Origin of the sequence: Cellulomonas sp. ES6, assembly GCF_030053835.1 — a bacterium.
GTDB lineage: Bacteria > Actinomycetota > Actinomycetes > Actinomycetales > Cellulomonadaceae > Cellulomonas.
The window spans coordinates 2094742-2119050 of record NZ_CP125655.1 but is presented as its reverse complement, the minus strand read 5'-3'; the positions used below and the strand labels follow the sequence as shown (position 1 = coordinate 2119050).

General features: G+C 76.5%; 23 protein-coding genes. 10 read left to right on the top strand and 13 right to left on the bottom strand.

Features of this window, described 5'->3' with window-relative positions; genetic code table 11:
• Positions 1–7 precede the first annotated feature (7 nt).
• The 3 genes from P9841_RS10045 to ppk2 form a co-directional block, all read right to left on the bottom strand.
• The gene (locus P9841_RS10045) at positions 8–478 is read right to left on the bottom strand and encodes an ATP-binding protein (protein ID WP_283318552.1); all 471 of its coding nucleotides are present in this window, start codon (positions 476–478) and stop codon (positions 8–10) included.
• Positions 479–567: 89 nt separating this feature from the next.
• The gene (locus P9841_RS10040) at positions 568–1086 is read right to left on the bottom strand and encodes a GNAT family N-acetyltransferase (protein ID WP_283318551.1); all 519 of its coding nucleotides are present in this window, start codon (positions 1084–1086) and stop codon (positions 568–570) included.
• 24 nt (positions 1087–1110) lie between these two features.
• The gene (ppk2, locus tag P9841_RS10035; protein WP_283318550.1) at positions 1111–1923 is read right to left on the bottom strand and encodes a polyphosphate kinase 2; all 813 of its coding nucleotides are present in this window, start codon (positions 1921–1923) and stop codon (positions 1111–1113) included.
• A gap of 109 nt (positions 1924–2032) precedes the next feature.
• On the opposite strand from ppk2, the gene P9841_RS10030 reads away from it, so the two are divergent.
• The 4 genes from P9841_RS10030 to P9841_RS10015 are packed head-to-tail and all read left to right on the top strand — an operon-like array spanning position 2033 to position 4579.
• Positions 2033–2341, top strand: a complete 309-nt coding sequence (locus P9841_RS10030; RefSeq protein WP_283318549.1) for a hypothetical protein — start codon at positions 2033–2035, stop codon at positions 2339–2341.
• Entirely contained in the window at positions 2338–3711 is a 1374-nt protein-coding gene (locus tag P9841_RS10025; protein WP_283318548.1) for a restriction endonuclease fold toxin-2 domain-containing protein, read from the top strand. The genes P9841_RS10030 and P9841_RS10025 overlap by 4 nt, the downstream gene beginning before the upstream one ends.
• Positions 3708–4157 carry a hypothetical protein gene (locus P9841_RS10020; protein WP_283318547.1) on the top strand — a complete coding sequence of 150 codons (450 nt, stop codon included), beginning with the start codon at positions 3708–3710 and terminating at the stop codon, positions 4155–4157. The genes P9841_RS10025 and P9841_RS10020 overlap by 4 nt, the downstream gene beginning before the upstream one ends.
• Positions 4154–4579 carry a hypothetical protein gene (locus tag P9841_RS10015; RefSeq protein ID WP_283318546.1) on the top strand — a complete coding sequence of 142 codons (426 nt, stop codon included), beginning with the start codon at positions 4154–4156 and terminating at the stop codon, positions 4577–4579. Before P9841_RS10020 ends, P9841_RS10015 begins: the two co-directional genes overlap by 4 nt.
• Before the next feature lie 31 nt (positions 4580–4610).
• On the opposite strand, the gene P9841_RS10010 is transcribed toward P9841_RS10015, so the two are convergent.
• Positions 4611–6017, bottom strand: a complete 1407-nt coding sequence (locus P9841_RS10010) for an APC family permease (protein WP_283318545.1) — start codon at positions 6015–6017, stop codon at positions 4611–4613.
• A gap of 145 nt (positions 6018–6162) precedes the next feature.
• Between P9841_RS10010 and P9841_RS10005 the strand changes: the two genes are divergently transcribed.
• A complete protein-coding gene (locus P9841_RS10005) occupies positions 6163–6495 on the top strand; it encodes a YtxH domain-containing protein (protein WP_283318544.1) in 333 nt (110 codons plus the stop codon).
• A gap of 16 nt (positions 6496–6511) precedes the next feature.
• Here P9841_RS10005 and P9841_RS10000 read toward each other — a convergent pair whose 3' ends face one another.
• The 4 genes from P9841_RS10000 to P9841_RS09985 all read right to left on the bottom strand — a co-directional run bounded on the left by P9841_RS10000 (position 6512) and on the right by P9841_RS09985 (position 10236).
• Complete coding sequence (locus P9841_RS10000) at positions 6512–7345, bottom strand: FAD:protein FMN transferase (RefSeq protein ID WP_283318543.1); 834 nt, start codon at positions 7343–7345, stop codon at positions 6512–6514.
• On the bottom strand, positions 7342–7896 hold the full coding sequence (locus P9841_RS09995) for an FMN-binding protein (protein WP_283318542.1): 555 nt from the start codon (positions 7894–7896) through the stop codon (positions 7342–7344). Before P9841_RS09995 ends, P9841_RS10000 begins: the two co-directional genes overlap by 4 nt.
• Positions 7897–7908: 12 nt before the next feature.
• On the bottom strand, positions 7909–9375 hold the full coding sequence (locus P9841_RS09990) for a ferredoxin reductase family protein (RefSeq protein ID WP_283318541.1): 1467 nt from the start codon (positions 9373–9375) through the stop codon (positions 7909–7911).
• Between the two features lie 147 nt (positions 9376–9522).
• Positions 9523–10236 (bottom strand): FadR/GntR family transcriptional regulator, encoded by a 714-nt coding sequence (locus P9841_RS09985; RefSeq protein ID WP_283318540.1) that lies wholly within the window; start codon positions 10234–10236, stop codon positions 9523–9525.
• 175 nt (positions 10237–10411) lie between these two features.
• On the opposite strand from P9841_RS09985, the gene P9841_RS09980 reads away from it, so the two are divergent.
• The 3 genes from P9841_RS09980 to P9841_RS09970 all read left to right on the top strand — a co-directional run bounded on the left by P9841_RS09980 (position 10412) and on the right by P9841_RS09970 (position 13284).
• The gene (locus P9841_RS09980) at positions 10412–10888 is read left to right on the top strand and encodes a gluconokinase (RefSeq protein ID WP_283321917.1); all 477 of its coding nucleotides are present in this window, start codon (positions 10412–10414) and stop codon (positions 10886–10888) included.
• A 49-nt stretch (positions 10889–10937) separates the two neighbouring features.
• The gene (locus tag P9841_RS09975; RefSeq protein ID WP_283318539.1) at positions 10938–12320 is read left to right on the top strand and encodes a GntP family permease; all 1383 of its coding nucleotides are present in this window, start codon (positions 10938–10940) and stop codon (positions 12318–12320) included.
• A 217-nt stretch (positions 12321–12537) separates the two neighbouring features.
• Positions 12538–13284, top strand: coding sequence for an SAM-dependent methyltransferase (locus P9841_RS09970; RefSeq protein ID WP_283318538.1), 747 nt, complete (start codon positions 12538–12540; stop codon positions 13282–13284).
• 43 nt (positions 13285–13327) lie between these two features.
• Here P9841_RS09970 and P9841_RS09965 read toward each other — a convergent pair whose 3' ends face one another.
• Positions 13328–15100 (bottom strand): pyruvate dehydrogenase, encoded by a 1773-nt coding sequence (locus tag P9841_RS09965; protein ID WP_283318537.1) that lies wholly within the window; start codon positions 15098–15100, stop codon positions 13328–13330.
• 218 nt (positions 15101–15318) lie between these two features.
• Between P9841_RS09965 and P9841_RS09960 the strand changes: the two genes are divergently transcribed.
• Positions 15319–19608 carry an SCO7613 C-terminal domain-containing membrane protein gene (locus tag P9841_RS09960; RefSeq protein ID WP_283318536.1) on the top strand — a complete coding sequence of 1430 codons (4290 nt, stop codon included), beginning with the start codon at positions 15319–15321 and terminating at the stop codon, positions 19606–19608.
• 31 nt (positions 19609–19639) lie between these two features.
• Here P9841_RS09960 and P9841_RS09955 read toward each other — a convergent pair whose 3' ends face one another.
• A complete protein-coding gene (locus tag P9841_RS09955) occupies positions 19640–21166 on the bottom strand; it encodes an MFS transporter (RefSeq protein ID WP_349306889.1) in 1527 nt (508 codons plus the stop codon).
• 73 nt (positions 21167–21239) lie between these two features.
• Here P9841_RS09955 and P9841_RS09950 point away from each other — a divergent pair, with 73 nt between their 5' ends.
• A complete protein-coding gene (locus P9841_RS09950) occupies positions 21240–21536 on the top strand; it encodes a GNAT family N-acetyltransferase (protein WP_283318535.1) in 297 nt (98 codons plus the stop codon).
• Positions 21537–21549: 13 nt separating this feature from the next.
• Here the strand turns inward: P9841_RS09950 and P9841_RS09945 are convergent, their stop codons facing one another.
• The 3 genes from P9841_RS09945 to pgm form a co-directional block, all read right to left on the bottom strand.
• Positions 21550–22227, bottom strand: a complete 678-nt coding sequence (locus P9841_RS09945; RefSeq protein ID WP_283318534.1) for an HAD family hydrolase — start codon at positions 22225–22227, stop codon at positions 21550–21552.
• Between the two features lie 51 nt (positions 22228–22278).
• Positions 22279–22443 (bottom strand): hypothetical protein, encoded by a 165-nt coding sequence (locus P9841_RS09940; protein ID WP_283318533.1) that lies wholly within the window; start codon positions 22441–22443, stop codon positions 22279–22281.
• 140 nt (positions 22444–22583) lie between these two features.
• Positions 22584–24254: a phosphoglucomutase (alpha-D-glucose-1,6-bisphosphate-dependent) gene (pgm, locus tag P9841_RS09935; protein ID WP_283318532.1), complete on the bottom strand. Its 1671-nt coding sequence runs from the start codon at positions 24252–24254 to the stop codon at positions 22584–22586.
• Positions 24255–24309 lie beyond the last annotated feature (55 nt).

The following is a 24309-nucleotide window of genomic DNA, read 5'->3' as shown; positions in this document are numbered from 1 at the left end:
GCCTGCGTCAGCCCTGGGCGGGGAAGATCGCCCACACGTGCTTGGTGGAGTCGGTCGTGTACCAGCCGACGGACTGCGAGAGCCTCCGGGCGATCAGAAGCCCGAACCCGCCGGCGCCGACGGGCCGCTCGCCCGCGAGCACCGGCACCGAGTGCAGGTCCGCGTCGCAGACGTCGAGCAGGTAGTCGGTGCCGTCGGTCAGCAGGGACAGCACGGTCGGGGGCAGCCCGTGCTCGAGCGCGTTCGTCGCCAGCTCGGAGGCGACCAGCACCATGTTCTCGGGCACCTGGCCCAGCAGGTCCTGCGGTGCGGCGTGCCGGGCGGTGACCGCCGACAGGAGCTCGCGGCGCACCCGGGACAGGTCGGTGACGGAGTCGAGCGACCACGACCGGACGGCCGTGAACCGGTCCGGCGGCACCGACGCGGCGAGCCCCGCGTCGGTGGGTCCGCGGGAGCTCCCACCGCCGTGCTGCACCACGTCGCCTCCCCGTTCTCGAAGGATCTGCCGCATCGACGGTAGGTCCCGCGCCCGGTGCCCGCCACCGGTGCCCGGCGGCCCGGCGGGGCTCAGCGCGGCGGCGTCAGCCGGGTGTAGAACGCCGACGACGGGCTCGGCCGGTAGGCGGCGAACGGGGGGCACGCGACGAACCCCGCGCGCTCGTACAGCGCGCGGGCGGCCGCGAAGCCGTCCTGCGTCCCCGTCTCCAGGCTGACGCGGTCGTCGCCCTGCTCGGCGGCGAGCGCGAGCAGCCGGTCGAGCAGCGCGGCCGCGACGCCGCGCCGCCGGGCCGCGGCCGCGGTGTGCATCGACTTGATCTCGGCGTGCCCGGGGGTGATCCGCGCGAGGGCGCCGACGCCGAGCAGCGTGCCGTCCGCGTCACGCGCCGCGAGGAACGTCACGTGGGGGGCGGCGAGCGCGTCGACGTCGAGCGCGTGCACGTCCTCCGGCGGGCTCTGCGCGTGCATCGCCTGCAGGTGACGCGTCAGCAGGGCCCGCACGTCGGGCGTGCGCGGGTCCTCGGGGGCGATCACGGGTGCGGAGGTGCCCCGGGCGGGGGCCGGCGCGGGCGCGGGTCGTGCGGTCACGCGCGGGACGGTACCCGGCGCGTGTTACGCCTCCGGGTCCCCGAGCAGCGACGCGCAGTGGTCCGGGACGTACGTGGACAGCTCGCGGGGCGGCCGCACGTACTCCTCGGACGCCGGTGGGCGCTCCGGCAGCACCACCGGGTCGTGGGGCACCTCCTGGTAGGGGATGGTCGACAGCAGGTGCGCGATCATGTTGAGCCGCGCGTTCCGCTTCAGGTCGGACTCCACGACGTACCACGGGCTGGTCGGCAGGTCGGTGTGCGCGAACATCGTGTCCTTCGCCCGGGAGTACTCCTCCCAGCGCGCGATCGACTCCAGGTCCATCGGGCTGAGCTTCCACCGGCGCACCGGGTCGTTCCGCCGGGACCGGAAGCGCCGGAGCTGCTCCGCGTCCGACACCGAGAACCAGTACTTGCGCAGCAGGATGCCGTCGTCGATGAGCATCTGCTCGAACCCCGGCGTCTGCTGCAGGAACCGGGCGCGCTCCTGCGGTGTGCAGAACCCCATGACCGTCTCGACCCCGGCGCGGTTGTACCAGGACCGGTCGAACAGCACGATCTCGCCGCGCGCCGGCAGGTGCGCGATGTAGCGCTGGAAGTACCACTGGCCGCGCTCGCGCTCCGTGGGCGCGGGCAGCGCGGCGATGCGGGCGACCCGGGGGCTCAGGTACTCGGTGATGCGCTTGATGGTGCCGCCCTTGCCGGCGGCATCGCGGCCCTCGAACACGACCACCACGCGGGCCCCGGTGGCGCGCACCCACTCCTGGAGGGTCACCAGCTCCGACTGCAGCCGGAACAGCTCCGCCTCGTACACGGCCTTGGGCACCTTCGGCGTCATGCCCGGACGGTACGCCGCCGCCGCGCGCCGCGGGAGGTGCCGGCGGCGGGGACCTGAGTCGTGCTACTTTTGAGTAGCAGCCGCGCATCCCCGAGAGAGGTGGACGAGCGTGGCTGACGCCAGCCTGTTCGAGGTCGACACGGCGGAGCTCCGCCGCACCGGGAACGACGTGCTGCGCGTCGCCGACCGGGTGGCGGCCACGGGCGCCGCCCCGGTGGTCCCCGGGCCGGAGGCGTGGCGCGCGGGCCCGCTGACCTCCGCCGGGGCGCGGTTCGACGCGCGCTACCGCTACCTCCTGACGGCGCTCGCGGCGGAGGTCGACCACGCCGGCGAGCAGATCAGGGGCGCCGCGTCCGCCTACGACGAGGCCGACGCGATGGCCCGCGACCACCTCGCCGGTCTGCCGGCCCGCCCGTGATCGGCGGCGCGACCCTCGCGACGTCCACCGACGCGCGGGCGCTGGTCCCGACCGACCCCGACGCGCTCGAGGGCTCGGCGGCGGAGGTCGACGGGCGGCGCCGGGCGCTCGCGGCCGCGTCGGCCGACACGGCACGCGCCGCGTGCGACCGCTGGCACGGCGCCGCGTCCGAGGCCTGGGCGGCGCACCGCTCGCGGCTGGTCGAGGTGCTCGACACGGTCGCGGGCGCCACCGACGTCGCCGGCGGGGTCCTGCGGCAGCACGCCGCCGTGGTCCGGTGGGCGCACGCCCGCGCCGAGGTCGCCGTCGCCCTGTGGGCGCAGGGCGAGGACCTGAGCGCGGCGTGGCGCCGCCGCGCCGACGTGGACCCGCCGGTGCTCGGCACGCCGTCGTCCCCCTCGTCCACCCCGGGTGCGACCCGCTGGCGGCCCCGCGTCGCCGACGTCGACCCCGGGGCGTCGCACCGGGCGCTCGCCGAGCAGGTGCTCGCCTCCGCCCGCGCGGAGGTCGTCGCGTCGGAGGCCGCCGCGGCGGGCGTGCTCGACGGGCTCTCCGCCGGCGTCCCGGACGGCGGACTCCACCCCGGCGACTTCCTGCGCGGCGTCGCCGACTGGCTGACCTCCACCGCCGGCGCGCTGTGGCGGTACGGCTCGCTGCGCGCGGTCGTCGACGGCCCCGGCTGGGCGTCGTCGTGGGCGGAGCTCGGGACCTCGACGGTCGACCTGTACCACGCGGCGGGCGAGGACCCGTTCGGCACCGGCCGGGTGCTGCTCGACACCGACGGGCTCGCCGACCACCCCGGCCGGTGGTGGGGCGGCCACGCGCCCGACCTCGCGACGAGCCTGGTCACGGGCGGGTCGACCGCCGGCGTCGCGGGCGCCGCGCGGATGGCGCGGTACCTCCAGGACATCGCCGACGGCGTGGACCGCGTCGCCGCCGGCGAGCGCTGGCTGGACGCGCTGCGGGCCGCCGGCGACGTCCGTGCGGTCACCCGCGTCGAGGGGTGGGCCGACTACCAGCGGACCTGGGCCGGACCGGAGGAGTTCCGCCTCCGGAGCGGCGACACGAGGATCTGGGCGGACGGTGTGCACATCGACCCGGACGCCGTGGTGGCGGTCGAGGCGAAGTTCGTCGAGCGACCGGGCGCCTCGATGTGGGAGGGGAGCGTGCCGGACTTCCTGCGGGACGACCTGCTCGCGGGGTTCGACGACGAGGTGGAGCGGTACGCCGCCGTGATCCGGGGAGGCGACAACCCGGTGGAGCGGCTGCGGATCGTGACGTCGACCCCGGAGGCGGCGGAGCACCTGCTGGCGCGCGCCCGGTCGCTGGTCGGAGACGGTCTGGACGTGGAGGTGGTGGTCCGCTCGTGAGCAACCGTCTGTACATCCGGGGGACGACCGCGGCGCCGCTGCCGGTGTCGTTCGAGGCGCTGGCGCGGGCCGCCGTCGCCCGGTGGGGGTCTGCGGCGACCGTGGTCCGCCGTCGCCCGCCGTTCCACGTGGAGGTCGAGGTGCAGATCGATCCGCCGGACGGGTCGGGGTTCCAGATCGACTACCTGCGGACCCGCACCGCGATCAGCACCGACGCGCTGCCCGACCGGTGGCCGGAGGTGGCCGCGTGGGTCCGCGCCGTCGTGCCGGACCAGGGCCGTCGACTCATCGCCTTCGACGCCGCGATGACCCTCCACGTGGAGCTGCTCCCGGGCATGCGGCCCACGGACGTCGCCTCCGCTGTCGTGGACCACGGGACGCCCGGGTGGGAGGCGCGCGACCCCGAGGTCGCCGCGCTGCTCGGCCGTGGCGGCCGGTCGCCGTGAGCAACAACCTGCTCGTCGCGTGCGAGGGGACGATCCCGCTCACCGCCGACCGGTTCGCCGAGGTGGCACGTCGGCGGTGGCCGGACGCGCGGGTACGGCGGCTCCGGCCGCCACGAGCCTCCGCGGTCAACGTCCAGGTGGTGGGTCCCGCCGGGGTCTACCAGATCAACTACTTCCGGGACCGGCGTTCCTTCTCGTGCGACGCCCTGTGGCCCGGGTGGGGCGAGCTCGCGGCGTGGTTGCGGTCGGTCGTGCCGGACGACGGCCGGCTGCTGGTCGCGGTCGACGCGGCGCTCACGATGCACGTCACCCTGACGCCCGGGATCACCGCGGCGGAGTTCGAGACCCGGGTGGTGCTCCACGACGCACCCGGCTGGGTCGAACGGGAGCCCGAGGTCGCCGCGCTGCTCGGGTTCGCGTGACCGCGGCGCGGGCGTGGCGGGCGGGCCGGGGTCAGCCGGTCGCGGCGGTGGCGTCCTCGTCCGCGGTCGCGCCGGTCCCGCCCGTCAGCAGCCGGTTGACGACGTACAGCACCACGCCGATCCCCAGCAGCACGGCGGCCCGCAGGTACACCGCCCCCTCGCGGCCCGTCAGCGGCGACGCCAGCGCCAGCGACACGACCGCCCCGACGACGGGCGCCCACGTCGGCGCGCGGAACGAGCGCTCGCGGTCGCCGTCCACCGTGCCGGTCTCGTCGTCGTCCGCGGGGCGGCGGCGCAGGACGAGCACGGCGACGTTGACCACCGCGAACACGAGCAGCAGGAGCAGGACGGTGGTGTCGGCCAGGCCGCCGAGGTCGCCGGTCGCGGTGAGCGTCAGCGCGAGGACCACCGTGAACGCGATCGCGACCACGGGGGTGCGGCGCCGGGAGTGCACGCGGCCGAGCGCGGCGGGGACGATCCCCTCGCGGGACATCCCGTACACCAGGCGGGACGCCATCATCATGTTGATCAGCGCGGTGTTCATGACGGCGAGCAGCGCGATGAGCGCGAACAGCCACGGCGGGAACGCCAGCCCGGCCACGCGCACCACCTCGAGCAGCGGCCCGGTGGAGCCGACCAGCACGTCCGTCTCCACCAGCATCGACGCCGTGAACGCCACCGCCAGGTAGATGGCCCCGGCCACCGCGAGCCCGCCGAACAGCGCCCGCGGGAAGTCGCGCCGCGGGTGCCGCGCCTCCTCCGCCAGGTTCACCGAGTCCTCGAACCCGAGCAGGGCGTAGAAGGCGAGCGCGGTGCCGCCGAGCACGCCCATCCACGCGGGGCCGTCGGTGTGCAGGTCGAGGGCGCGGGACGGGTCGCCGTCGCCGTGCGCGAGCGCCCACACCCCGATGCCGATGATGACGAGCAGCCCGCTCGCCTCGACCAGCGTGAGCACGACGTTCACGCGCACCGACTCGGAGACCCCGAGCACGTTGACGACCGTGATGAGCCCGAGGAACACCCACGCGGCCACGAGGGTCGGCACCCCGAACGGCAGCAGCTCCGCCAGGTAGTCCCCGCCGAACGCCCGCGCCGCCGCGGAGGCGCTGGTGATGCCCGACATCATGACGGCGAACGCCACGAGGAACGTCAGGAACGGCCGCCGGAAGGCGCGGTTCGCGTACAGGGCGGCGCCGGCGGCCTTCGGGTAGCGCGCGACGAGCTCCGCGTAGGCCGTCGCGGTCAGCGTGGCCAGGGCGAACGCCAGCAGGAACGGCAGCCAGATCGCGCCGCCGACCTGCTCCGCGACCGTCCCCGTCAGCGCGTAGATGCCGGCGCCGAGGATGTCCCCGACGACGAACAGCAGCAGCACCGTGCGGCCGATCGTGCGCCGCAGCTCCGGCTGGTCGCCGCCGGGCACCCGTGTGGTCTGCGTCATCGAGCCTCCCCCTCGTCGGGGGCCACTGTGCTCCTGCCCGCATCGTCGTGCGCGTCGAACGGTCCCCGGCGCTCGCCGGGCGCGCCACGACGGGCGCCCCTAGGCTCGATCGAATCAGGAGATCCAGCGACCAGGGAGAGAACGCATGAAGGGCAAGCTCGCATTCGTCCTCGGCGCCGGCATCGGCTACGTCGTCGGCACCCGCGCGGGCCGCGCGCAGTTCGAGAAGATCAAGGGGTGGGCGTCGGACGCGTGGCACGACCCGCGCGTGCAGTCCACGGTCGACGACCTCGAGTCGACGGCGGCGCGGTTCGCGAAGGACCAGGGCGTCGCGCTCAAGGACAAGGCGGTCGACGCGGTGAAGAGCGCGGTGTCCCGCGGCTCCGACGACGGCGCGTCCGCCGAGCCGTGGAGCACCGGGCCGGGCGCCGCGCCGGGCACCGGTGGCGGGAGCACGACGGGGCCCGACCGGGCCTGAGGCGGCCGGCGCCGGCTCAGGCCGGCGCCGCCCACCGGTGCACGGAACCGTCCGCGAGCACCAGCACGCCGGAGGTCCCCGGCAGCCCACGGAGCCGGCCCGGTGCGTGCGCGCCCAGCACGACGGCGGCGGTCGCCCACACGTCCGCACGCTCGGCGGTCTCCGCGACGACGGTCGCCGACCGGATCGCGCCGCCGGCGGCCGCGCCGGTGCGCGGGTCGACGACGTGGGCGCCGCGGGCGGCGGGGCCCGACGTGGCCACCCCGCCGTCGGTCACGTCGATCCAGGCGAGCACCCGGCTGCGGTCCGCGGGGTCCTCCACGCCGACCCGCCACGGCAGACCGCTGCGGCTCCGCACGCCCACGTCGCCGCCCGCGACCACCGCGACGTCGCCGTCGAGGCCGGCCAGCGCGTCGAGCGCGCGGTCGACGGCCCACCCCTTGGTGAGGCCGGTCGGGTCGAAGCCGTCCCGCCACCCCCACGCGTCGACGACGCCGCCCGTCGCCGACCGCGCGACCACGCACCGCCGGTGCACCGCGGCGAGCTCCGGTGCCGCGTCGAGACCGAGCTCCCCGCGGCGGTAGCGGCTCAGGTCCGAGTCGGGGCGGAAGGGGCTGAGCGCCGCGTCGATCCGCGCCACCAGGGCGAACGCCTCCGCCACGGCGCCGGCGGTGGCGGGGGCGTGCGCCGCCGGCCCGCGGACGTGCACGCTCCAGGGCATCGCCATGTGGTGCGCCACCCAGGCGCAGCGCGGCAGCCCGGCGGCCTCCCGGACCCGGGTGTCGCGCTCGGCGGCGTCGAGGTCGTCGCCCGACGGCGTCCAGGCCGTGGCGTCCGCGGCCGCGCTCACGCCTGCGCCGCCTCGTCCAGCGCCGCCTGCAGCGACTGCGCGTACGCCTCGCTCGTGTACGTGGCGTGCGACACGAGGGCGATGTCGGCGCTCTGCGCGTCGAGCGCCTCGCTGTTGAGCGTCGGGATCGCCTGTCCGGAGATGCTCCGGGAGCGCCCGTCCGGGGAGTCCTGGGTCGCGCCGACGTCGGTGAGCCGGCCGTCGGTCACCGTGACGGTCACGGTGACGGTGCCGTACCGCATGGACGTGGACGCCGAGTACGTGCCGGTCGAGCCCGAGCCGGTCGAGCCGGACCCGGTCGAGCCCGCGGCGTCCGGGGTCGTCGCGCCGGCCGCGTCGCCGCTGCCGGCCGCGGAGCCGGACTCCGCCCCGGAGCCGGACGGCGCCCCGTCCCCGGCCTGCGCGGTCGACCCGGACGTCGCGCCGCCCGCGGTCGCGGCCCCGTCGGCGGTGCCCGTCGTGTCGAGCGTCCGGCCGGTGCTCGTGGGGTACAGGAGGATCAGGCCGAGGCCGGACAGGGTGCCGGCCACGGCGACGAGGATGCGGCGCACGGGAGTCTCCTCTCACCAGGCGTAGGACTCGAGGTGGATCTGCCGCTCGGGCACGCCGGCGGCGCGCAGGTCGGCGACCAGGGCGGTGGACCAGGCGGCGGGTCCGCAGACGAACACGTCGTGGTGCACCAGGTCGGGCACGAGTCGCCGCAGCGCGTCGGGTCCGGGGACGTGGCCGTGCTCGGCGGGCAGCCAGGGCGTGCCGGTGCGGGAGCGCGGACCGGGGAGCGGGACGTACCGGAGGGCCGCGTGCTCCGCGAGCCACTCGGCGTCGGCACGCAGCGCGGCCTCCGACGGGTCGGTCGAGCGGTGCACGAGGGTGTCGGAGCCGGGCGTCCACGCGTTGTCCTGGAGCAGGGCGACCACGGGCGCGATGCCGGCGCCGGCCGCGAACGCCGCGATGCGGTGCCGCGTCCGGACGCTCGTCGCCGTCCGGCCGAACGGCCCCTCGACGAGCACCGGCGTCCCGGGTCCCATCGCCGCGAGCCGGGCGCCGTCGTCGCCCCGGACGCCGATCGTGACGCGGAGCCCCGCGGTGGTGGGCTGCGCCGAGAGGCTCAGCGGGTGGCCGCGCGTCCAGCCGGCGCCGGTCCGGAACCGCCAGACCAGGAACTGGCCGGCCTCCACCCGGAGCCGGTCGAGCCGGCGCCCCGTGACGTGCACCGACACGATCGTCGGCGTCTCCTGCACGACGGCCGCCACGCGCAGCCGGTGGCGGGCGCTCAGCAGCAGCGGGCGCGCCACCCGGAAGGTCAGCAGCGCGACCAGCGTGAGCCCGTACAGCGACCACCAGTACGCCGCGGTCCAGGGGTGGGCGAGGAACGACGACCCGGTCCAGAGCTGGTGCGGCAGCGCGAGCCCGATGCCCAGGTAGGCGTACAGGTGCAGCAGGTGCCACGACTCGTAGCGCAGCCGCCGCCGCGCGGCACGCACGGACAGCACGACGACGCCGGTGATCAGGGCGGTCCCGGCGACCGCGAGCAGCATGCCGGGCAGCGTGAGCGTCATCGACCACAGCTCCGCGACGGGACCCCGTCCCTCGGCCGACGCGTACGCCACCACGATGAGGACCAGGTGCAACGCGAGCAGCCAGAACGACGTGAACCCGGCCCAGCGGTGCCAGGTGGTGAGCCTGTCCTGCCCGAACGCGCGCTCGGCGGCGGGGATGCGTGCCATGCCCAGCACCTGCAGCAGCAGCAGCGCGCTGGCCCACAGGCCCGCGAGCCGGCCCGCGGACCCCAGCGCGGTCGCGCCGCCCTGGAGCAGCAGCCCGGCGCCACCGGCGCTCACCCAGAACGCGGTGACGACCCCGAGGTGCGCACCCACGAGCCAGGCGACCGCGTCGCCCCACCAGCGTCGTCGCGCCGGGGGGAGCAGGCGCCGGACGTGCCCTCCGCGGGCGTCCGGCGGGCGGGGCGACGGCGTGGTGTCGCCCGGCGCGCGCGGGCCGGGCACTGCGGTGGTCGGCGGAGCGCTCACGCTGCCCTCCCGGGCTGCCGGACCGGGTGGCTCCCGGTGAGGGCTCCTACGGTGCGGCCGGGTGCTCCACGTCCGCTGGAACGCGCCTGTGGTGCACCTGTGCGTGCGGGAGCGCGGGCCGCCCCGCGGGCGGGCGGGGCGCGGCGGTCAGGACGCGGCCACGCCGGCGTCGTCCGGCAGGGACCCCTGCACCTCGTCGACGATGCCGGCCATGGCCCGCTGCGCGGCGACCGGGTCGCCGAGCGCGACCGCGCGCGCCACGGCCTCGTGCCCGTCGAGAGCGGCGGGCACGGGCGAGGCGGGCATGAGGCCGAGAGCCGTGCGGCCGGACAGCACGGCCGTCACCAGCTCCGACAGCGCCCCGAACAGCTCGTTGCCGCTGGCGCGCAGCAGCAGCTGGTGCATCCGGATGTCGAGCGCGAGGAACTCCGCCTGCGTGGCCTCCCCGGCCTCGCCGAGCGCCCGCATCCGCTGCGCGATGTCCATGAGCTCCGTGCGGACCTCGACGGGGGCGTACCGCGCGGCGCCGGCGGCGGCCAGCGGCTCGACGGCGTGGCGCAGCTCGGTCAGCGTCCGCAGCTGCGCGAGCCGGCCGGGTCCCTCGAGCCGCCAGGCGATCACCCGGGGGTCGAGCACGTTCCAGCTCTCGATGCCGAGCACGACCAGGCCGACGCGCCGGCTGGAGCGCACCAGGCCGAGGCCCTCGAGCATGCGCATGACCTCGCGCGCGACCGTGCGGGACACCCCGAACTCGGCGCCCAGCTCCTGCAGCGTCAGGACGGCCCCGGCGCGCAGCTCACCGGCGGTGATGCGGCGCCCCAGCGTGTCGAGGACGGTGCTGTGGAGGACGGCGGCGGGCACGCGTCCAGGGTAGGGCCGCGGACGGCGCCCGACACTATGAGAGCACCACATGTGGACAAAGGTGCTACCTGTGGGTGATGCTGAGCCGGTGGACACCGACGTCACCGAGGCCGAGACCGCACCGCACCGCACCGCCGCGCCGTCGGGCGCCGAGCGCCCCGACCTCGTCGTGGTCATGGGCGTCGCCGGCTCCGGCAAGACCACTGTCGCAGCACTCCTCGCCGGCCGCATGGGGGCGGCGTTCGCCGAGGGCGACGACTTCCACTCCCCGGCCAACGTCGAGAAGATGTCGGCCGGCACCCCCCTGACCGACGACGACCGCTGGCCGTGGCTCGGCGGCATCCGGGACTGGCTCGCCGAGCGCGCCGCCGCCGGCGAGAGCGCCGTCGTCCCGTGCAGCGCGCTGCGCCGGGCCTACCGGGACCTGCTGCGCGAGGCCGGGCCGGTGCGCTTCGTCCACCTCACGGGCAGCCGCGAGCTGCTGTCCGAGCGCATCCAGGGCCGGGCCGGGCACTTCATGAAGCCCGAGATGCTCGTGTCCCAGCTCGCGACCCTCGAGCCGCTGGCCGACGACGAGGACGGGTTCGCCGTCGACATCGACGCCAAGCCCGCCGCGCTGGTCGACGAGATCCTCCGGCGCCTCGGCCGCTGACCCGTACCTCTGCCCACCACCACCGCCACCACTGTCGACGGAGACACCCATGACGCCTGAGGGCTGGACCCAGACCCTGACCGCCGGGCCGCTGCTCGGCATCGCGGCCGGCGCGATCGCCGTGCTGCTGCTGCTCATCATCTGGCTGCGGATGCACGCGTTCGTCGCGCTGATCCTCGTCAGCCTGCTCACCGCGCTCGCCACCGGCATCCCCGTCGGGGACGTCGTGCCGGTCATGACGTCGGGCTTCGGCTCCACCCTGGCCGGCGTCGCCCTGCTCGTCGCGCTCGGGGCGATGCTCGGGCGGCTCGTCGAGACCAGCGGCGGGGCCCAGGTGCTCGCCGACTTCCTCATCGGCAAGTTCGGGGAGAAGCGGGCGCCGTTCGCGCTCGGCCTCGCGTCGCTGATCTTCGGCTTCCCGATCTTCTTCGACGCGGGCCTCGTCGTGATGCTGCCGATCGTGTTCGCCGTCGCGCGCCGCCTCGGCGGGTCGCTGCTGCTGTACGGGCTGCCCGTCGCCGGTGCGTTCTCCGTGATGCACGTGTTCGTGCCGCCGCACCCCGGGCCGGTCGCGGCCACCGAGCTGCTGGGCGCGAACGTCGGGACGGTGCTGGCGATCGGCGTCCTCGTCGCGATCCCCACCTGGTACGTGACCGCGTACCTGTACGGCGTGTTCACGGGCCGGCGGATCTCGCTGCCCGTCCCGTCGATCCTCGGCGAGGCCGACGAGGAGGCCACCGCCAACCCGCCGTCCTTCGGCACGGTCGTCTCGCTGCTCCTGCTGCCGCTGGTCCTGATCTTCGCCAACACCGGCCTCGACGCGCTGCGCGCGGCCGGCGTGGTGGACGGCGACGCGCTGTGGGTGCAGGCCTTCCGTGCGCTCGGCCAGACGCCCGTCGCCCTGCTCGTCACCGTCCTCGTCGCCACGTACGTGCTCGGCCGGCGCCGCGGCCGGTCCGGGACGGTCCTGGAGAAGGTGCTCGACTCCGCGCTCGGCCCCGTCGCCTCGGTCATCCTCATCACCGGCGCCGGCGGCATGTTCGGCGGCGTCCTGCGCGCGTCCGGCATCGGCGACGCGCTCGCGGACGTGCTCAGCGACCTCGGTGTCCCGGTGATCGTCGCCGGGTTCCTCATCGCCACGGTGCTGCGGGTCGCCCAGGGGTCCGCGACCGTCGCGCTGACCACCGCGGCCGGCCTCATCGCGCCGGCCGTCGCCGCCGGCGGCTACAACGCCGTGGAGCTGGCGACCATCGTCCTGGCGGTCGCGGCAGGCTCGGTGGTCCTCAGCCACGTCAACGACTCCGGCTTCTGGCTGGTCGGGCGGTTCTTCGACATGGACGTGAAGACGACCTTCAAGACGTGGACCGTCATGGAGACGCTCATCGGCGTGATGGGCTTCGGCCTGGCCGCGGTGATCTTCGCGATCGCCTGACGACCGGGCGCGCGGGCGGCGGGGGCGACGGGGAAATCCGTCGCCCCCGCCGCCCGTCCCGCCCTACGGTTGCAGCGGGCCCGCACGGGGCCCCGGCGGCCGCCGCGGCGTGCCGCGCGAGCGAGGAGCCGATGCGAGATGACCGCGCTGGTGCCGGTGGCCGGACCCGTCCGCCGCCAGACGACGACCCGTCAGCACCCGTGCAAGGAGCATCACCGTGTTCGACCTTCGCCTGTTCTCCGTCCGTGAGTCCCGCCTCCGCATCCACAACCCCCTGACCGCGCAGCAGCTCGCGGACTGGGGCGCCGGGCTCGACCTGCCGCCCGGCACCCGGGTGCTCGACCTGGCCTGCGGGTCCGGCGAGCTGCTGTGCACCTGGGCCCGCGACCACCGCGTCACCGGCCTCGGCGTGGACCTCAACCCGGACTTCCTCGCCCATGCGCGGGCGCGCGCCGACGAGCTCGGCGTGGCCGGCGCCGTGCGGTTCGTCGAGGGCGACGCGTCCGGGTACGTGGCCGACGAGCCCGTCGACGTGGCGGCCTGCGTCGGAGCCACCTGGATCGGCGGGGGCGTGCCCGGCACGCTCGACCTGCTGCGCCGCAGCATCGTCCCCGGCGGCATGCTGCTGGTCGGCGAGCCGTACTGGCGCACCGTCCCCGCCACCGCGGAGCTGCTCGCAGCCTGCCAGGCGGGTGCCGTCGAGGACTTCCTGCCGCTGCCGGAGCTGCTCGCCTCGTTCGGGGAGCAGGGCTACGACGTCGTCGAGATGGTCTGCGCGACCGAGGGGTCCTGGGACCGCTACTGGGCGTCGCAGTGGCTCACCATGCGGCGCTGGGCGGACGCCCACCCCGGCCACGACCTGCACGACGAGGTCCGGCGGCTGCTGGCCACCGAGCCGCAGCAGTACGCCGCCGGCGTGCGGGCGCACCTCGGCTGGGGCGTGTTCGCGCTGATCGCGCGGTGACGCCGCCGGTGCCCGGGCGGGACGTCCGCCCGGGCACCGGGGGTCAGGGCCGGGGCACGTTGCGCAGGTTCGAGCGGGCCATCGCCATGACCTCGCCCATGCCGCCGCCGAGGATCTCCTTGCTCATGGCCGCCGTGAAGCCGCTGAGCTGCTGGCGCGTGATCTTCGGCGGGATGGACAGCGCGCGCGGGTCCGTCACGAGGTCGACCAGCGCCGGCCCGTCGTGGGAGAAGGCCTCCCGCAGGGCCGTGCGGATCTGCGTCGGGTCCTCCACGCGCACGGCCGGGATGCCCATCGCCTGCGCGACCGCGGCGTAGTCGATCGCCGGGGAGTCCGTGCCGAACGACGGCAGGCCGTCGACCAGCATCTCCAGCCGGACCATGCCGAGCGTCGCGTTGTCGAACAGGATGATCTTGACGGGCAGCTGGTAGTGCACGAGCGTCACGAGCTCGCCCAGCAGCATCGACAGCCCGCCGTCCCCGGCGACCGCCACCACGTGCTTCTGGCGCGCCCCGCCGTCCCGCGCCGCGAACGCCGCGCCGATCGCGTGCGGCACCGCGTTGGCCATCGAGCCGTGCAGGAACGAGCCGATGACGCGGCGGCGGCCGTTCGGGGTCAGGTACCGCGCGGCCCACACGTTGCCCATGCCGGTGTCGACGGTGAACACCGCGTCGTCCGCGGCCTCCTCGTCCAGCAGCACCGCGGCGTACTCCGGGTGGATCGGCGTGTGGTGCTCGACGTCCTTCGTGTACGCGCCGACCACGCCGGACATCGCCCGCTCGTGCTTCTTGATCATCGAGTCCAGGAACCGCCGCGACTTCTTGCGCCCGACCAGCGGCAGCAGCGCGCGGACCGTCTCTCCCACGTCGCCGACCACCGCCAGGTCGGTCCGGGTGCGCCGGCCGAGGTGCGTCGGGTCGATGTCGACCTGCGCCGTCCGGACGTCGGAGGGCAGGAACTGGTCGTAGGGGAAGTCGGTGCCCAGCATCAGCAGCAGGTCGGCGCCGTCCATCGCGGCCTGCAGCGCGCCGTAGCCGAGCAGCCCGGTCATGCCGACGTCGAACGGGTTGTCGTACTGGATGTGCTCCTTGCCGCGCAGGCTGTGGCCGACCGGGGCGGCGATCTTGTCGGCCAGCGCCAGCACGTCGTCGTGGGCGCCGCGCACGCCGGCCCCCGCCAGGATCGTGACCTTCTTCGCGTCGTCGATCGCGTCGGCGAGCGCGGCCACGTCGACGTCCGCGGGGACGACGCGCGGCCGCCGGGGGCGCACCAGCTGGTCCGGACCGGGCGCGGGCGCCTCCTCGTCGGCGACGTCGCCCGGCAGCGTGAGCACCGCGACGCCCGGGGCGCCGTAGGCGTGGTGGATGGCGCTGCGGATCACCCGCGGCGCCTGGACCGGCGACGAGATCATCTCGGAGTACACCGAGCACTCGACGAACAGCCGGTCGGGGTGCGTCTCCTGGAAGAACTGGGTGCCGATCTGCGCGCTCGGGATGTGCGACGCGATGGCGAGGACCGGCACGCGGCTGCGGTTCGCGTCGTACAGGCCGTTGATGAGGTGCAGGTTGCCCGGGCCGCACGAGCCCGCGCAGACGGCCAGCCGCCCGGTGATCTCCGCCTCGGCCGCCGCGGCGAACGCCGCCGCCTCCTCGTGCCGGACGTGCACCCACTGGATGTCGGCACCGTCCTTCTGCGCCCGGCGGATCGCGTCCACCACCGGGTTGAGGCTGTCGCCCACGATCCCGTAGACGTGGGTGGCACCCGCTGCCACCACCTGCGCCACGAGCTGGTCCGCCACCGTGCTGCTGCGTGCCACCGCGTCCTCCTGTCGTCGTCGCGTGCTGGTCCGCCTCCATAGTCATCCCATGACTTGGGCGGTGCCACCGGGAAGCGTGTCTCGTGCCTCACGCGCACGGCTCGCCGGACCCGGGCGGGGACGACCAGGACCCGGCGGACCCCGGACGACCTGGTGAAAGTCTGCGCAGGAACTGTGGACGACGCACCTGGGGCGCTCCCGCCTGGCACGCTCAGCACGTGGAACCGACCTCGGCAGGCGCCGCCCGGCGCGAGCTCACCGACTTCAGCCGCTGCCCGCACTGCGGGACGACGCTCGCCGGGCCGCGCTGCCGGACCTGCGGGCTCGACCTCGGGGGAGCGGACGGTGCCCGCATCGCCGACGCGTCGCGCACCGCGGCCCGGGCGCTCGACGACCGGCAGCGGCTGATCGAGGCGGTCCGGGCCGCGCAGGCGCGCGCGACCGTGCCGGGGGCGGCGGTCGCGCCCGCGGCGCCGGTCGTGCCGCCGGTCGGGACCGCGTCGCCGGTCGCGTCGCCCCCCGCGTCGCCGGCGGTGACCGCGTCGCCCGTCGCGTCGTCCCCTGCCTCGCCGGTGGTGCCACCCTCCGCGTCGCCGGTGGTGCCTCCCCCTGCGGCGCCCTGGGCGGCGGGGCCCTGGGCGACGGGCCCGGACGTCCCCGGTGCGGGCGCGTGGCCCGGCGCCGCGCCGCAGCCCCCCGCCGGCTGGCCGGGCGGGCCGGGCGTGCCTCCCCCCGCCCGGCAGCCGGTGCCCCCGGCCGGTCGGCCGTTCGACGTCGCGCGCCTGTTCGCCCTCGCCGGTGCGGGCCTCGTGGCGGCGGCGTTCGTCGTCCTCGCGTTCTTCCTGCTCGGCGACGCGCCCGCCGCCCGGGTGGTCGTGCTGCTGCTCACGACGGCCGGCGCCGCGGTGGGTGCGCTCGCGCTCCGGCGCGCCGGCGTCACCGGGTCCGCGGAGGCGGTCGGCGGCCTGACCGCCGCGCTCGCGGTCGTCGACGCGTGGGTCGTGGGGGCGCTCGCCGGCGGGCGCGTCCAGCCGCTCGTCCTGGCGTTCCTGCTGCTCGCCGTCGGCGTCGGACTGCCCGCGGCGGGCCTCGCCACCCGGATCCGCTCGTGGACCGTCGCCGTCCTCGTGCTGCCCGCCGTCCCCCTGTGCGTCTCGGCGGCCGTCGGCGGCGGCTGGGCCTGGCACGTCGGGCTGCTCGCCGCCTCCCTGGCCACGCTCGTCCGAGTCCCCTACCGCCGCGCGGTCGACCAGCGGTTCGGCGCCCGGGGGGAGGTGGTCGACGGGCTGCTCGTGGCCCTCGCCGGCGTGCTGCTGCTCGCGGCGCTCGCGGTCGCCCCCGACCTGCCGACGGCCGACGGCTGGCCCGCCGGCGGGCTCGCGATCGGCCTGCTGCTCGCCGCGGTCGTCGCCGGTCTCCAGGCCCGCGCGGGCCAGGCGGCCCCGTGGACCGCGACCGCGGGGGCGCTGGTCGTCCTCGCCGCGTCGGCCGCTCCCCTCGACCTGGGCGCTCTCAGCATCGGCATCGCCGCGCTCACGGGCGCCGGAGCCTGGCTGCTCGTGACGCTGCTGCCCGCCGCGACGGGACGCGACACCGGATCCGACGCGCTGCACCGGGCGCGGGTGTCCGGCGGGTGGGTCGCGCTGGTGGTCGTGACGCTGCCCGGCCTGCTCGCGGCGGTCGCCGACGGTCTGACGCTGCTCGAGGCGCTCCGGATCCCGCCGCCCTCCAGGCTGCCCGTCGCGGCCTTCGACCCCGCCGGCGACCTCGCCGAAGGCGCCTCCTCGCTCGGGCCGGTGCTCGCGGTCGTCGTGCTCGCCGGTGCCTGCGCCGTGATCGCGGTGCAGCGGCTCGCCCCGGTGCTCGAGCGCCGCTGGGCGGCCCCCGCCGGCACGGTGCCCGGGGTCGTCCCGCCCCCCGGCGTCCCGCTGCCCGGCATCCCGCGGCCCGCCGTGCCGCGCGAGCCGTACGTCGTCACGGCGGGCCGCGCCTGCCTGCCCGCCGCGGTCGTGCTGGCCGTCGCCGCGGCCGCGACGCTGCTGCGGCCGTGGTCCCCGGCGCTGCTGCTCGCCGAGCTGCTCCTGGCGGTGGCCCTGGTCGAGACGGCACGCCGTGCCCCGCGCCGGCCCGGACCGTCGCGCGCGGTCGCCGGAGCAGCCGGTGCGGTGGCCGGAGCCCCCGCTGCGGTCGCCAGCGAGCCGGCCGGCTGGGTGCCGTCGTCGGCGGCCCCGGCTCCCGGCGGGCCCACGCCCCGGAGCGCCCCGTGGCGCAGCACCCTCGTCGTGGCCGCGTTCGCGCAGCTCGCGGCGCTGGTGCTGCTGAGCTGGGTGGCGCGGCCGACGGTGCTCCTCGGCGCGGCGGCCGTGGTGCTGCTCCTGCTGCGGGCGCGCCCGCTCGTGCCCGCGCCGGTGCGGGGCGTCCTCGTCGGCGCCGGCGCGGCCTACGCGACGCTGGCGCTCGGCTTCGGGCTGGCGTGGCTGGGGTGGGACGGGTTCGGCGTGGTGGGGGGCACGGCGGTCGTCGCCGTGCTCGCCGCCGCCGTCGTGACCGTGCTGCCGCGGGTCGGCCGGGACACGTGGCTCGCCCTGCTCGTCGTGGCCACGGTGCCGGCCGCCGTGGCGGTGCTCGCGGTGGCCGTCGACCGGACCTGGTGGTCCGCGGGCGCCGCCGCCGCGCTGCTGGTGCTCGAGGCGGTGGTCCTCGACACCCGCGCGCGTCCGGTGCCGGCCTGGCTGCGGGTGCTGGCCGCGGCCCTCGTGCTGCCGACCGTGTCGGTGCTCGTCATCTGCGCCGGCGCGGTGCTGCTGCCCGGGTCGGGATCCCCGGTGCTGCTGCCCGTGGTCGCCGTCCTCGCCGCGGCCACCGCCGTCGCCGCCCCGCCCGTGGCGACGCGGCTGCGGCGCCGGTCCCTGGACGTCTCGGCGGAGCCCGCCCGGGTGGCGCTCGAGGTCGCGGCCGCCGGGACCGCCGCGGTGGCCCTGCTGCTCGCCGTCCTGCGGGCCACGACCGGCGCGGACACCGTGCTGGTGCTCTGCGCGATCCTGGCCGCCGGGGCCACGGTGGTCGCCCAGCGGCCGGACCGGCGCCCCGTTTGGTGGGCCGCTGCGCTGCTCTGGTCGGGGGTGCTGTGGTCGGCGCTCGGGTGGTGGGGCGTCGGCCTCGTGGAGGCGTACACCGCGCCCCCCGCCGCCGCGGCCGTGCTGGTCGGGGCTCTGCTCGCGCGGCGGTCGGCGGAGCGCTGGCGCCCGCTCGTGCGCGCCGGCACCGCGCTGCTCGTGACGCCCACGCTGCTGCTCGCGGTCCTCGGACGGGACACGGGCACGCGGGCGGCGGCCCTCCTCGCCCTCGCCGCCGTCGCGGTGGGGAGCGTGCTGCTGTCCGACGAGGACGAGGGACCCGATCCCGCTCCGACGCCCGCCGGGCGCGCGTGGCGGGTGCTGACGGACGCCGTCCTCGTCGGTGCGGCCGTCGCGGCGCTCGCCGGCCCGGTGCGCGCCCTGCACCTGGCCGCGAGCACCCCGGCGGGGCCGGCGGCCGACGACGCCCGCCTGTTCGGGGCCGCGCTGCTGTGGTCGCTCGGGGGCGCGGTGCTGCTCGGCGTCGCCGGACGGTCTCTCGCCCGACGGCACGAGGCGGCGGTGGTCGCCGTGACGCCTCCGGGTGCCGCGTCGGGACCCACCGGACCGGGCCCCCGGCTCCGCTGGGCCCTGGCCCCGGCCGTCGTCGCCGGGACCGTCGGCACGCTCGTCGCGGTCCGCTCGTCGTGGGCGGCGGCGTGGACCGGGTGGGTCGTCGAGCTGCTGCTCCTGGCACTCGCCCTGACCGCCGTGCGGTCCGACGTCCGGTCCGGCGGACCCGGTGCCCGATCGGCTGCCCGGCCCGACCTCGGGTCCGCCGCCGCGTCCGGCTCCGACCCCCGGCGACCGGCCGTCGTGCTGCCCCCGGGCTGGTTCCTGTGGCTGGCCGCGCTCGCCTGGGCGATCGGGGCGTGGAGCACGCGGCTGCTGCGCGTCGAGATGTTCGCCCTGCCGGTCGGCCTCGCCCTCACCGCCATGGGTCTCGTCGCGCTGCGCGCGGCCCTCCGGGACGACGCCGTCGCCGATCCCGCGGGGCCCCCGGCGCGCTCGTCGGCCGGGTGGCCGGTGGGCGGGCGCACCTCCGCGGTCACCCTGACGCCGGGCGCGCTCGCCACGCTCGGTCCCTCCGTGCTGGCGATCTGGACCGACCCGATGACCTGGCGCGCCGTCCTCGTCGTGGTGCTCGCGCTGGGGTTCATGCTGCTCGGGGCGCGCGAGCTGCTCCGGGCGCCGCTGGTCGTCGGCGCGACCACCCTGCCCGTGGCGGTGCTCAGCGTGTTCGCGGCACAGCTCGGCGGCACGGTGTCGGCGGGCCCGTGGCTGCTGACGCTCCTCGCCGCGGGCGGGCTGCTGCTGGTGCTCGGGATCTTCGCCGAGCGGCGCCGGTCCGGGCAGGGTGCGCAGGACGAGCAGCCGCGCGTCCTGCGCTGACGGACGCCGAGGGGGACGCCCCGGCGGGCGGTCAGCCCGCGGGCGTGTCGTCGGCCGCGGGCGTCAGCCGCTCCGACCCGGGGACGTCCATCGGCACGGGGAGCGTCGAGCCGCCGGCCCGCCGGGGGGCGTCGTCGGCGGCGACCGGCGTCACGGCATGCGCTGCGGTGCCGCCCGCGGGCGCTGCCGACGCGTCGACCGTGTCCTCGTCGCTCGCGGCGGCCCGTGCGCCGGCCCCGGGCGCGGTGCCGCCCTCGGACGTGCCGCCCTCGGAGGTGCCGCCCTCGGAGGTGCCGCCCTCGGAGGTGCCGCCCTCGTCGTCCGGCCCCGCGCCGGCCGGCACCCGCGGGTCCTGGTTGCCGGCCCGCAGGGTGCGCAGCGAGGCGAGCACCGCCACCACGGCGAGCGCCGCCGACCCGACGACCACCAGGTAGCCGCCGTGCGACCCCTGCCGGTCGATCATGGACCCCGCGACCCAGGACCCCAGCGAGACGCCGACGCCGAGCGAGGTGCCGACCCAGGTCAGCCCCTCCGTGAGCCGCTCGCGGGCCACGAAGTGCTGGACCAGCGCGTTGCCGTTCACGAGCGTCGGCGCGATCGCGAAGCCCACGACGAACATGACGACGCCGAGCATCGTCATCGAGCTCACGAGGACGAACAGCGACACCCCGAGGGCCAGCGCGACCATCCCGATCGCGAACCGGCGCCACAGGGGCGTCACCCAGTGCCGTGCGCCGTAGAGCAGGCCGGAGATCATCGAGCCGCAGGCGAACACCGCGAGCACCACGCCCGCCAGCGCCTGCCGTCCCGCCTCCTCCGCGAACGCCACGGTGCTCACGTCGGTCGCCCCGAAGATCGACCCCATCGCGACGAACACGACGGCGAGCACCACCATGCCGCCGGAGCGCATGACGGACACGCGACGCACGGGCGCGCCGTCCGGTCCTGCGGGGCGCGGGCCGGACGGCGGCGGCTCGGTGCGGCGCTGCGCGAGGAACCAGTACCCGCCGAGCACCATCCCGACGACCGGCACGACGAGGCCCGCCGCCGGGGCGACCGCGGTCGCCAGCGTCGTCGCGAGGATCGGGCCGACCACGAACACCAGCTCGTCGAGCGCGGACTCCAGCGAGTACGCGGTGTGCAGCGCGCGCGGGTCCGACAGCACGTGGGACCACCGGGCCCGGACGAGCGCACCGAACGAGCCGATGGTGGCGCCGACGAGCACGGCGGTCGCGTAGAGCGTCCACACCGGCGCGTCGAGCGTCGCGCAGAGCACGAGGGAGACGAGCGCGACCGCGGAGACGGTGAGCGCGGGGCGCATGACGCGCGCCTGGCCGTGCTGGTCGACGAGGCGGGCGAGCTGCGGGGAGCACACCGCCTGCGCGAGCACGTACGCGGCGGAGACGGCACCCGCCAGCCGGTACGAGCCGTGCAGGGACTCGATCATCAGGATGATGCCGATGCCCACCATGGACATCGGGAGCCGGGCGATGACGCCGGCACCGGAGAACGCCAGGGCACCGGGCCGGTCCAGCACGTCACGGTAGGTCCCCAGCACGTGCACAGTGTCCCACCAGCGGGTGACACGGGGCGCCGTGGAGGGCGCGGCCCGGGTGACGCATACTCGCGGGATGGCGGACGTGGACGTGCGGGACGTGCCGGAGCGGCAGCGGTTCGAGGCGGTGGGCACCGACGGTGCGGTACTGGGTGTCGCGGAGTACGAGCGCAGGCCCGGCGTCGTGGTGTTCACGCACACCGAGGTCGACCCCCGGCAGGAGGGGCACGGGATCGGCTCCACGCTCGTCCGGTCCGCCCTCGACCTGGTCCGTGCCTCGGGCGACCGGATCGAACCGGCGTGCCCGTTCGTGCGGGCGTTCGTCGCCGAGCACCCGGACTACGCGGACCTGGTCGCCGGCACCGGGGACTGAGGCGGGGCCGGCCTCAGCGCAGGACGGCCGCCAGGGCGCTCGCGTCGAGGTCGCGCAGCACCTCGGCCACGTCGTCGTGCACGGCCACGGCGCCCGCCTCGGTCAGCTCGGCCGCGGAGGTGCCGCCGCTGCGGACGGCCACGCACGGCACACCCGCGCGGACGGCCGCCTGCACGTCCCACACCGAGTCGCCGACGAAGACCGCCCGGTCGGCGGGGACGCCTGCACGCTCGAGGGCCACCTCGACCAGCTCCGGCTCGGGCTTGGCCTCCTCGACGTCCTGCGAGGCCGTGACCTGCACGAGGTCGTCGACGTCGAGCACCTCGCGCAGCCGCTCGACCTCCTCGGGTGCCGCGGAGGTCGCGAGCACCACCCGGGCCCCGCGGTCCGCGAGGTCCCGGACGAGCTCGCGGGCACCGTCGAACGGCCGGAGCAGCCCGGCGAGGTCCGCGTACCGGGCGGTGTGCTCCTGCTTCACCCGGTCGGCCAGCGCCTCGGTGTCGTCGCCGAGCAGCTCGCGCAGCAGCCGCCCGGAGCCCATGCCGATCCGCCGGTGCACACGCCAGGCGTCGACCGGGTGGTCGGCGGCGGCGAACGCCTGGACCCAGGCGTGCACGTGCAGGTAGTTGGAGTCGACGAGCGTGCCGTCGACGTCGAACAGGACGGCGCCGGGTCCGGGGGTCTGCGTCATGGCCTCCGGTCTACCGCCCGGTGCGCGTCCCCGCGCGCCGAGCCGCCGCGGTCAGGGGTTGAGGAACGAGCCGGGGTCGGCGTCGCTCGTGCCGGCGTCCGGCATCGACCGCGCGACCTCCTCGTCGCTGATCTCCTCGTCGCGGACGGCGTCCACGTCGGGGTCGGTGACGGCGTCCGGTGCGTCGTCGGGGACGGGGGTGCTGGACTCGCTCATCGCGTGCTCCTTCGCTCGGTCGCGACCCGGTGCGGGCCGCCGCGAGCGGTCACCGGCCGTCGCCGGCCACGTCGCCGCGGAGGCGGGCACCGGCACCGCCGGGCGGCCCACGCTAGGCCCGCCGGCGGCGAGGCGCGCGCTCAGCCGAGCGCGTCCGAGACGACGTCCTTCGCGGCCTCCTGGACCTGCGCGAGGTGCTCGGGGCTGACGAACGACTCCGCGTAGATCTTGTAGACGTTCTCCGTCCCGGAGGGGCGCGCGGCGAACCAGGCGTTCTCGGTGGTCACCTTCAGCCCGCCGATGGCCGCCCCGTTGCCGGGGGCCTGCGTGAGCTTGGCCGTGATGTCCTCGCCGGCGAGCGTCGTCGCCGTCACCTGCTCGGGCGAGAGCCGACCGAGCGTGGCCTTCTGCTCGAGCGTCGCCGGGGCGTCGACCCGCGCGTACCAGGACTCGCCGAACTCCCCGACGAGCTCCGCGTGGTGCTGCGACGGCGTCCTGCCGGTGGTGGCGAGGATCTCGGAGGCCAGCAGCGCGAGGATGATCCCGTCCTTGTCGGTCGTCCACACCGAGCCGTCGGTGCGCAGGAACGACGCGCCGGCCGACTCCTCGCCCCCGAAGCCCACGGAGCCGTCGAGCAGCCCCGGCACGAACCACTTGAAGCCCACGGGCACCTCGAGCAGGCGGCGTCCGAGGCTGCCCGCCACCCGGTCGATGAGCGACGAGGACACGAGGGTCTTGCCGATCGCGGCGTCGCCGGGCCAGCCGGGCCGGGCGCCGGAGTACAGGTAGCGGATCGCCACCGCGAGGTAGTGGTTCGGGTTCATGAGCCCGGCGTCCGGCGTGACGATGCCGTGGCGGTCGGAGTCGGCGTCGTTGCCGGTGGCGATGTCGAACGGCGCGTCGGCACCCATCGCCGTGACGAGCGACGCCATGGCGGACGGCGACGAGCAGTCCATCCGGATCTTGCCGTCCCAGTCGAGCGTCATGAACGACCACTGCGGGTCGACGCGCGGGTTCACGACCGTGAGGTCGAGGCCGTAGCGCTCCGCGATCGCCCCCCAGTACTCGACGGACGCCCCGCCGAGCGGGTCGGCGCCGATCCGCACGCCGGCCGACCGGATGGCGTCCAGGTCGACCACGTGCACCAGGTCGTCGACGTACGCGCCGAGGAAGTCGTGCTTGCGGGTGGTGTCGGCGGCGAGCGCGGCGTCCACGCTGACGCGCGGCACCCGGTCGACGCCCTGCGCGAGCAGCTCGTTGGCGCGGTCCGCGATCCACGAGGTCGCGTCGGAGCCGGCCGGGCCGCCGTGCGGCGGGTTGTACTTGAAGCCGCCGTCGCGGGGCGGGTTGTGCGAGGGGGTCACCACGATGCCGTCGGCGAGGCCGGGCCCGCTGGCCCGCACGCCCTCCGAGGTCGCGGCCCCGTTGTGGAGCAGGATCGCGTGGGAGACGGCCGGCGTCGGCGTCCAGGAGTCGCGCGCGTCCACCCGGACCTCGACGCCCGCGGCCGCGAGGACCTCGAGCGCCGTCCGCCACGCCGGCAGCGAGAGCCCGTGCGTGTCGCGCCCGATGAACAGCGGGCCGTCCGTCCCCTGCCCGCGGCGGTACTCGACGATCGCCGCCGTGATCGCGACGATGTGCGCCTCGTTGAACGCGCCGTCGAGGCTGGACCCGCGGTGGCCGCTCGTGCCGAACACCACCCGCTGGGCGGGGTCGTCCAGGTCGGGGCGGCGGTCGTGGTACGCCGCGAGCATCGCGTCGACGTCGACCAGGTCGGAGGGCTGGGCGGGGGTTCCGGCGCGGGGGTCCATGCCGTCGATCCTGCCACCGAAGCGCGCGCCGCGGCGGGCCGGACGGGAACCTGTG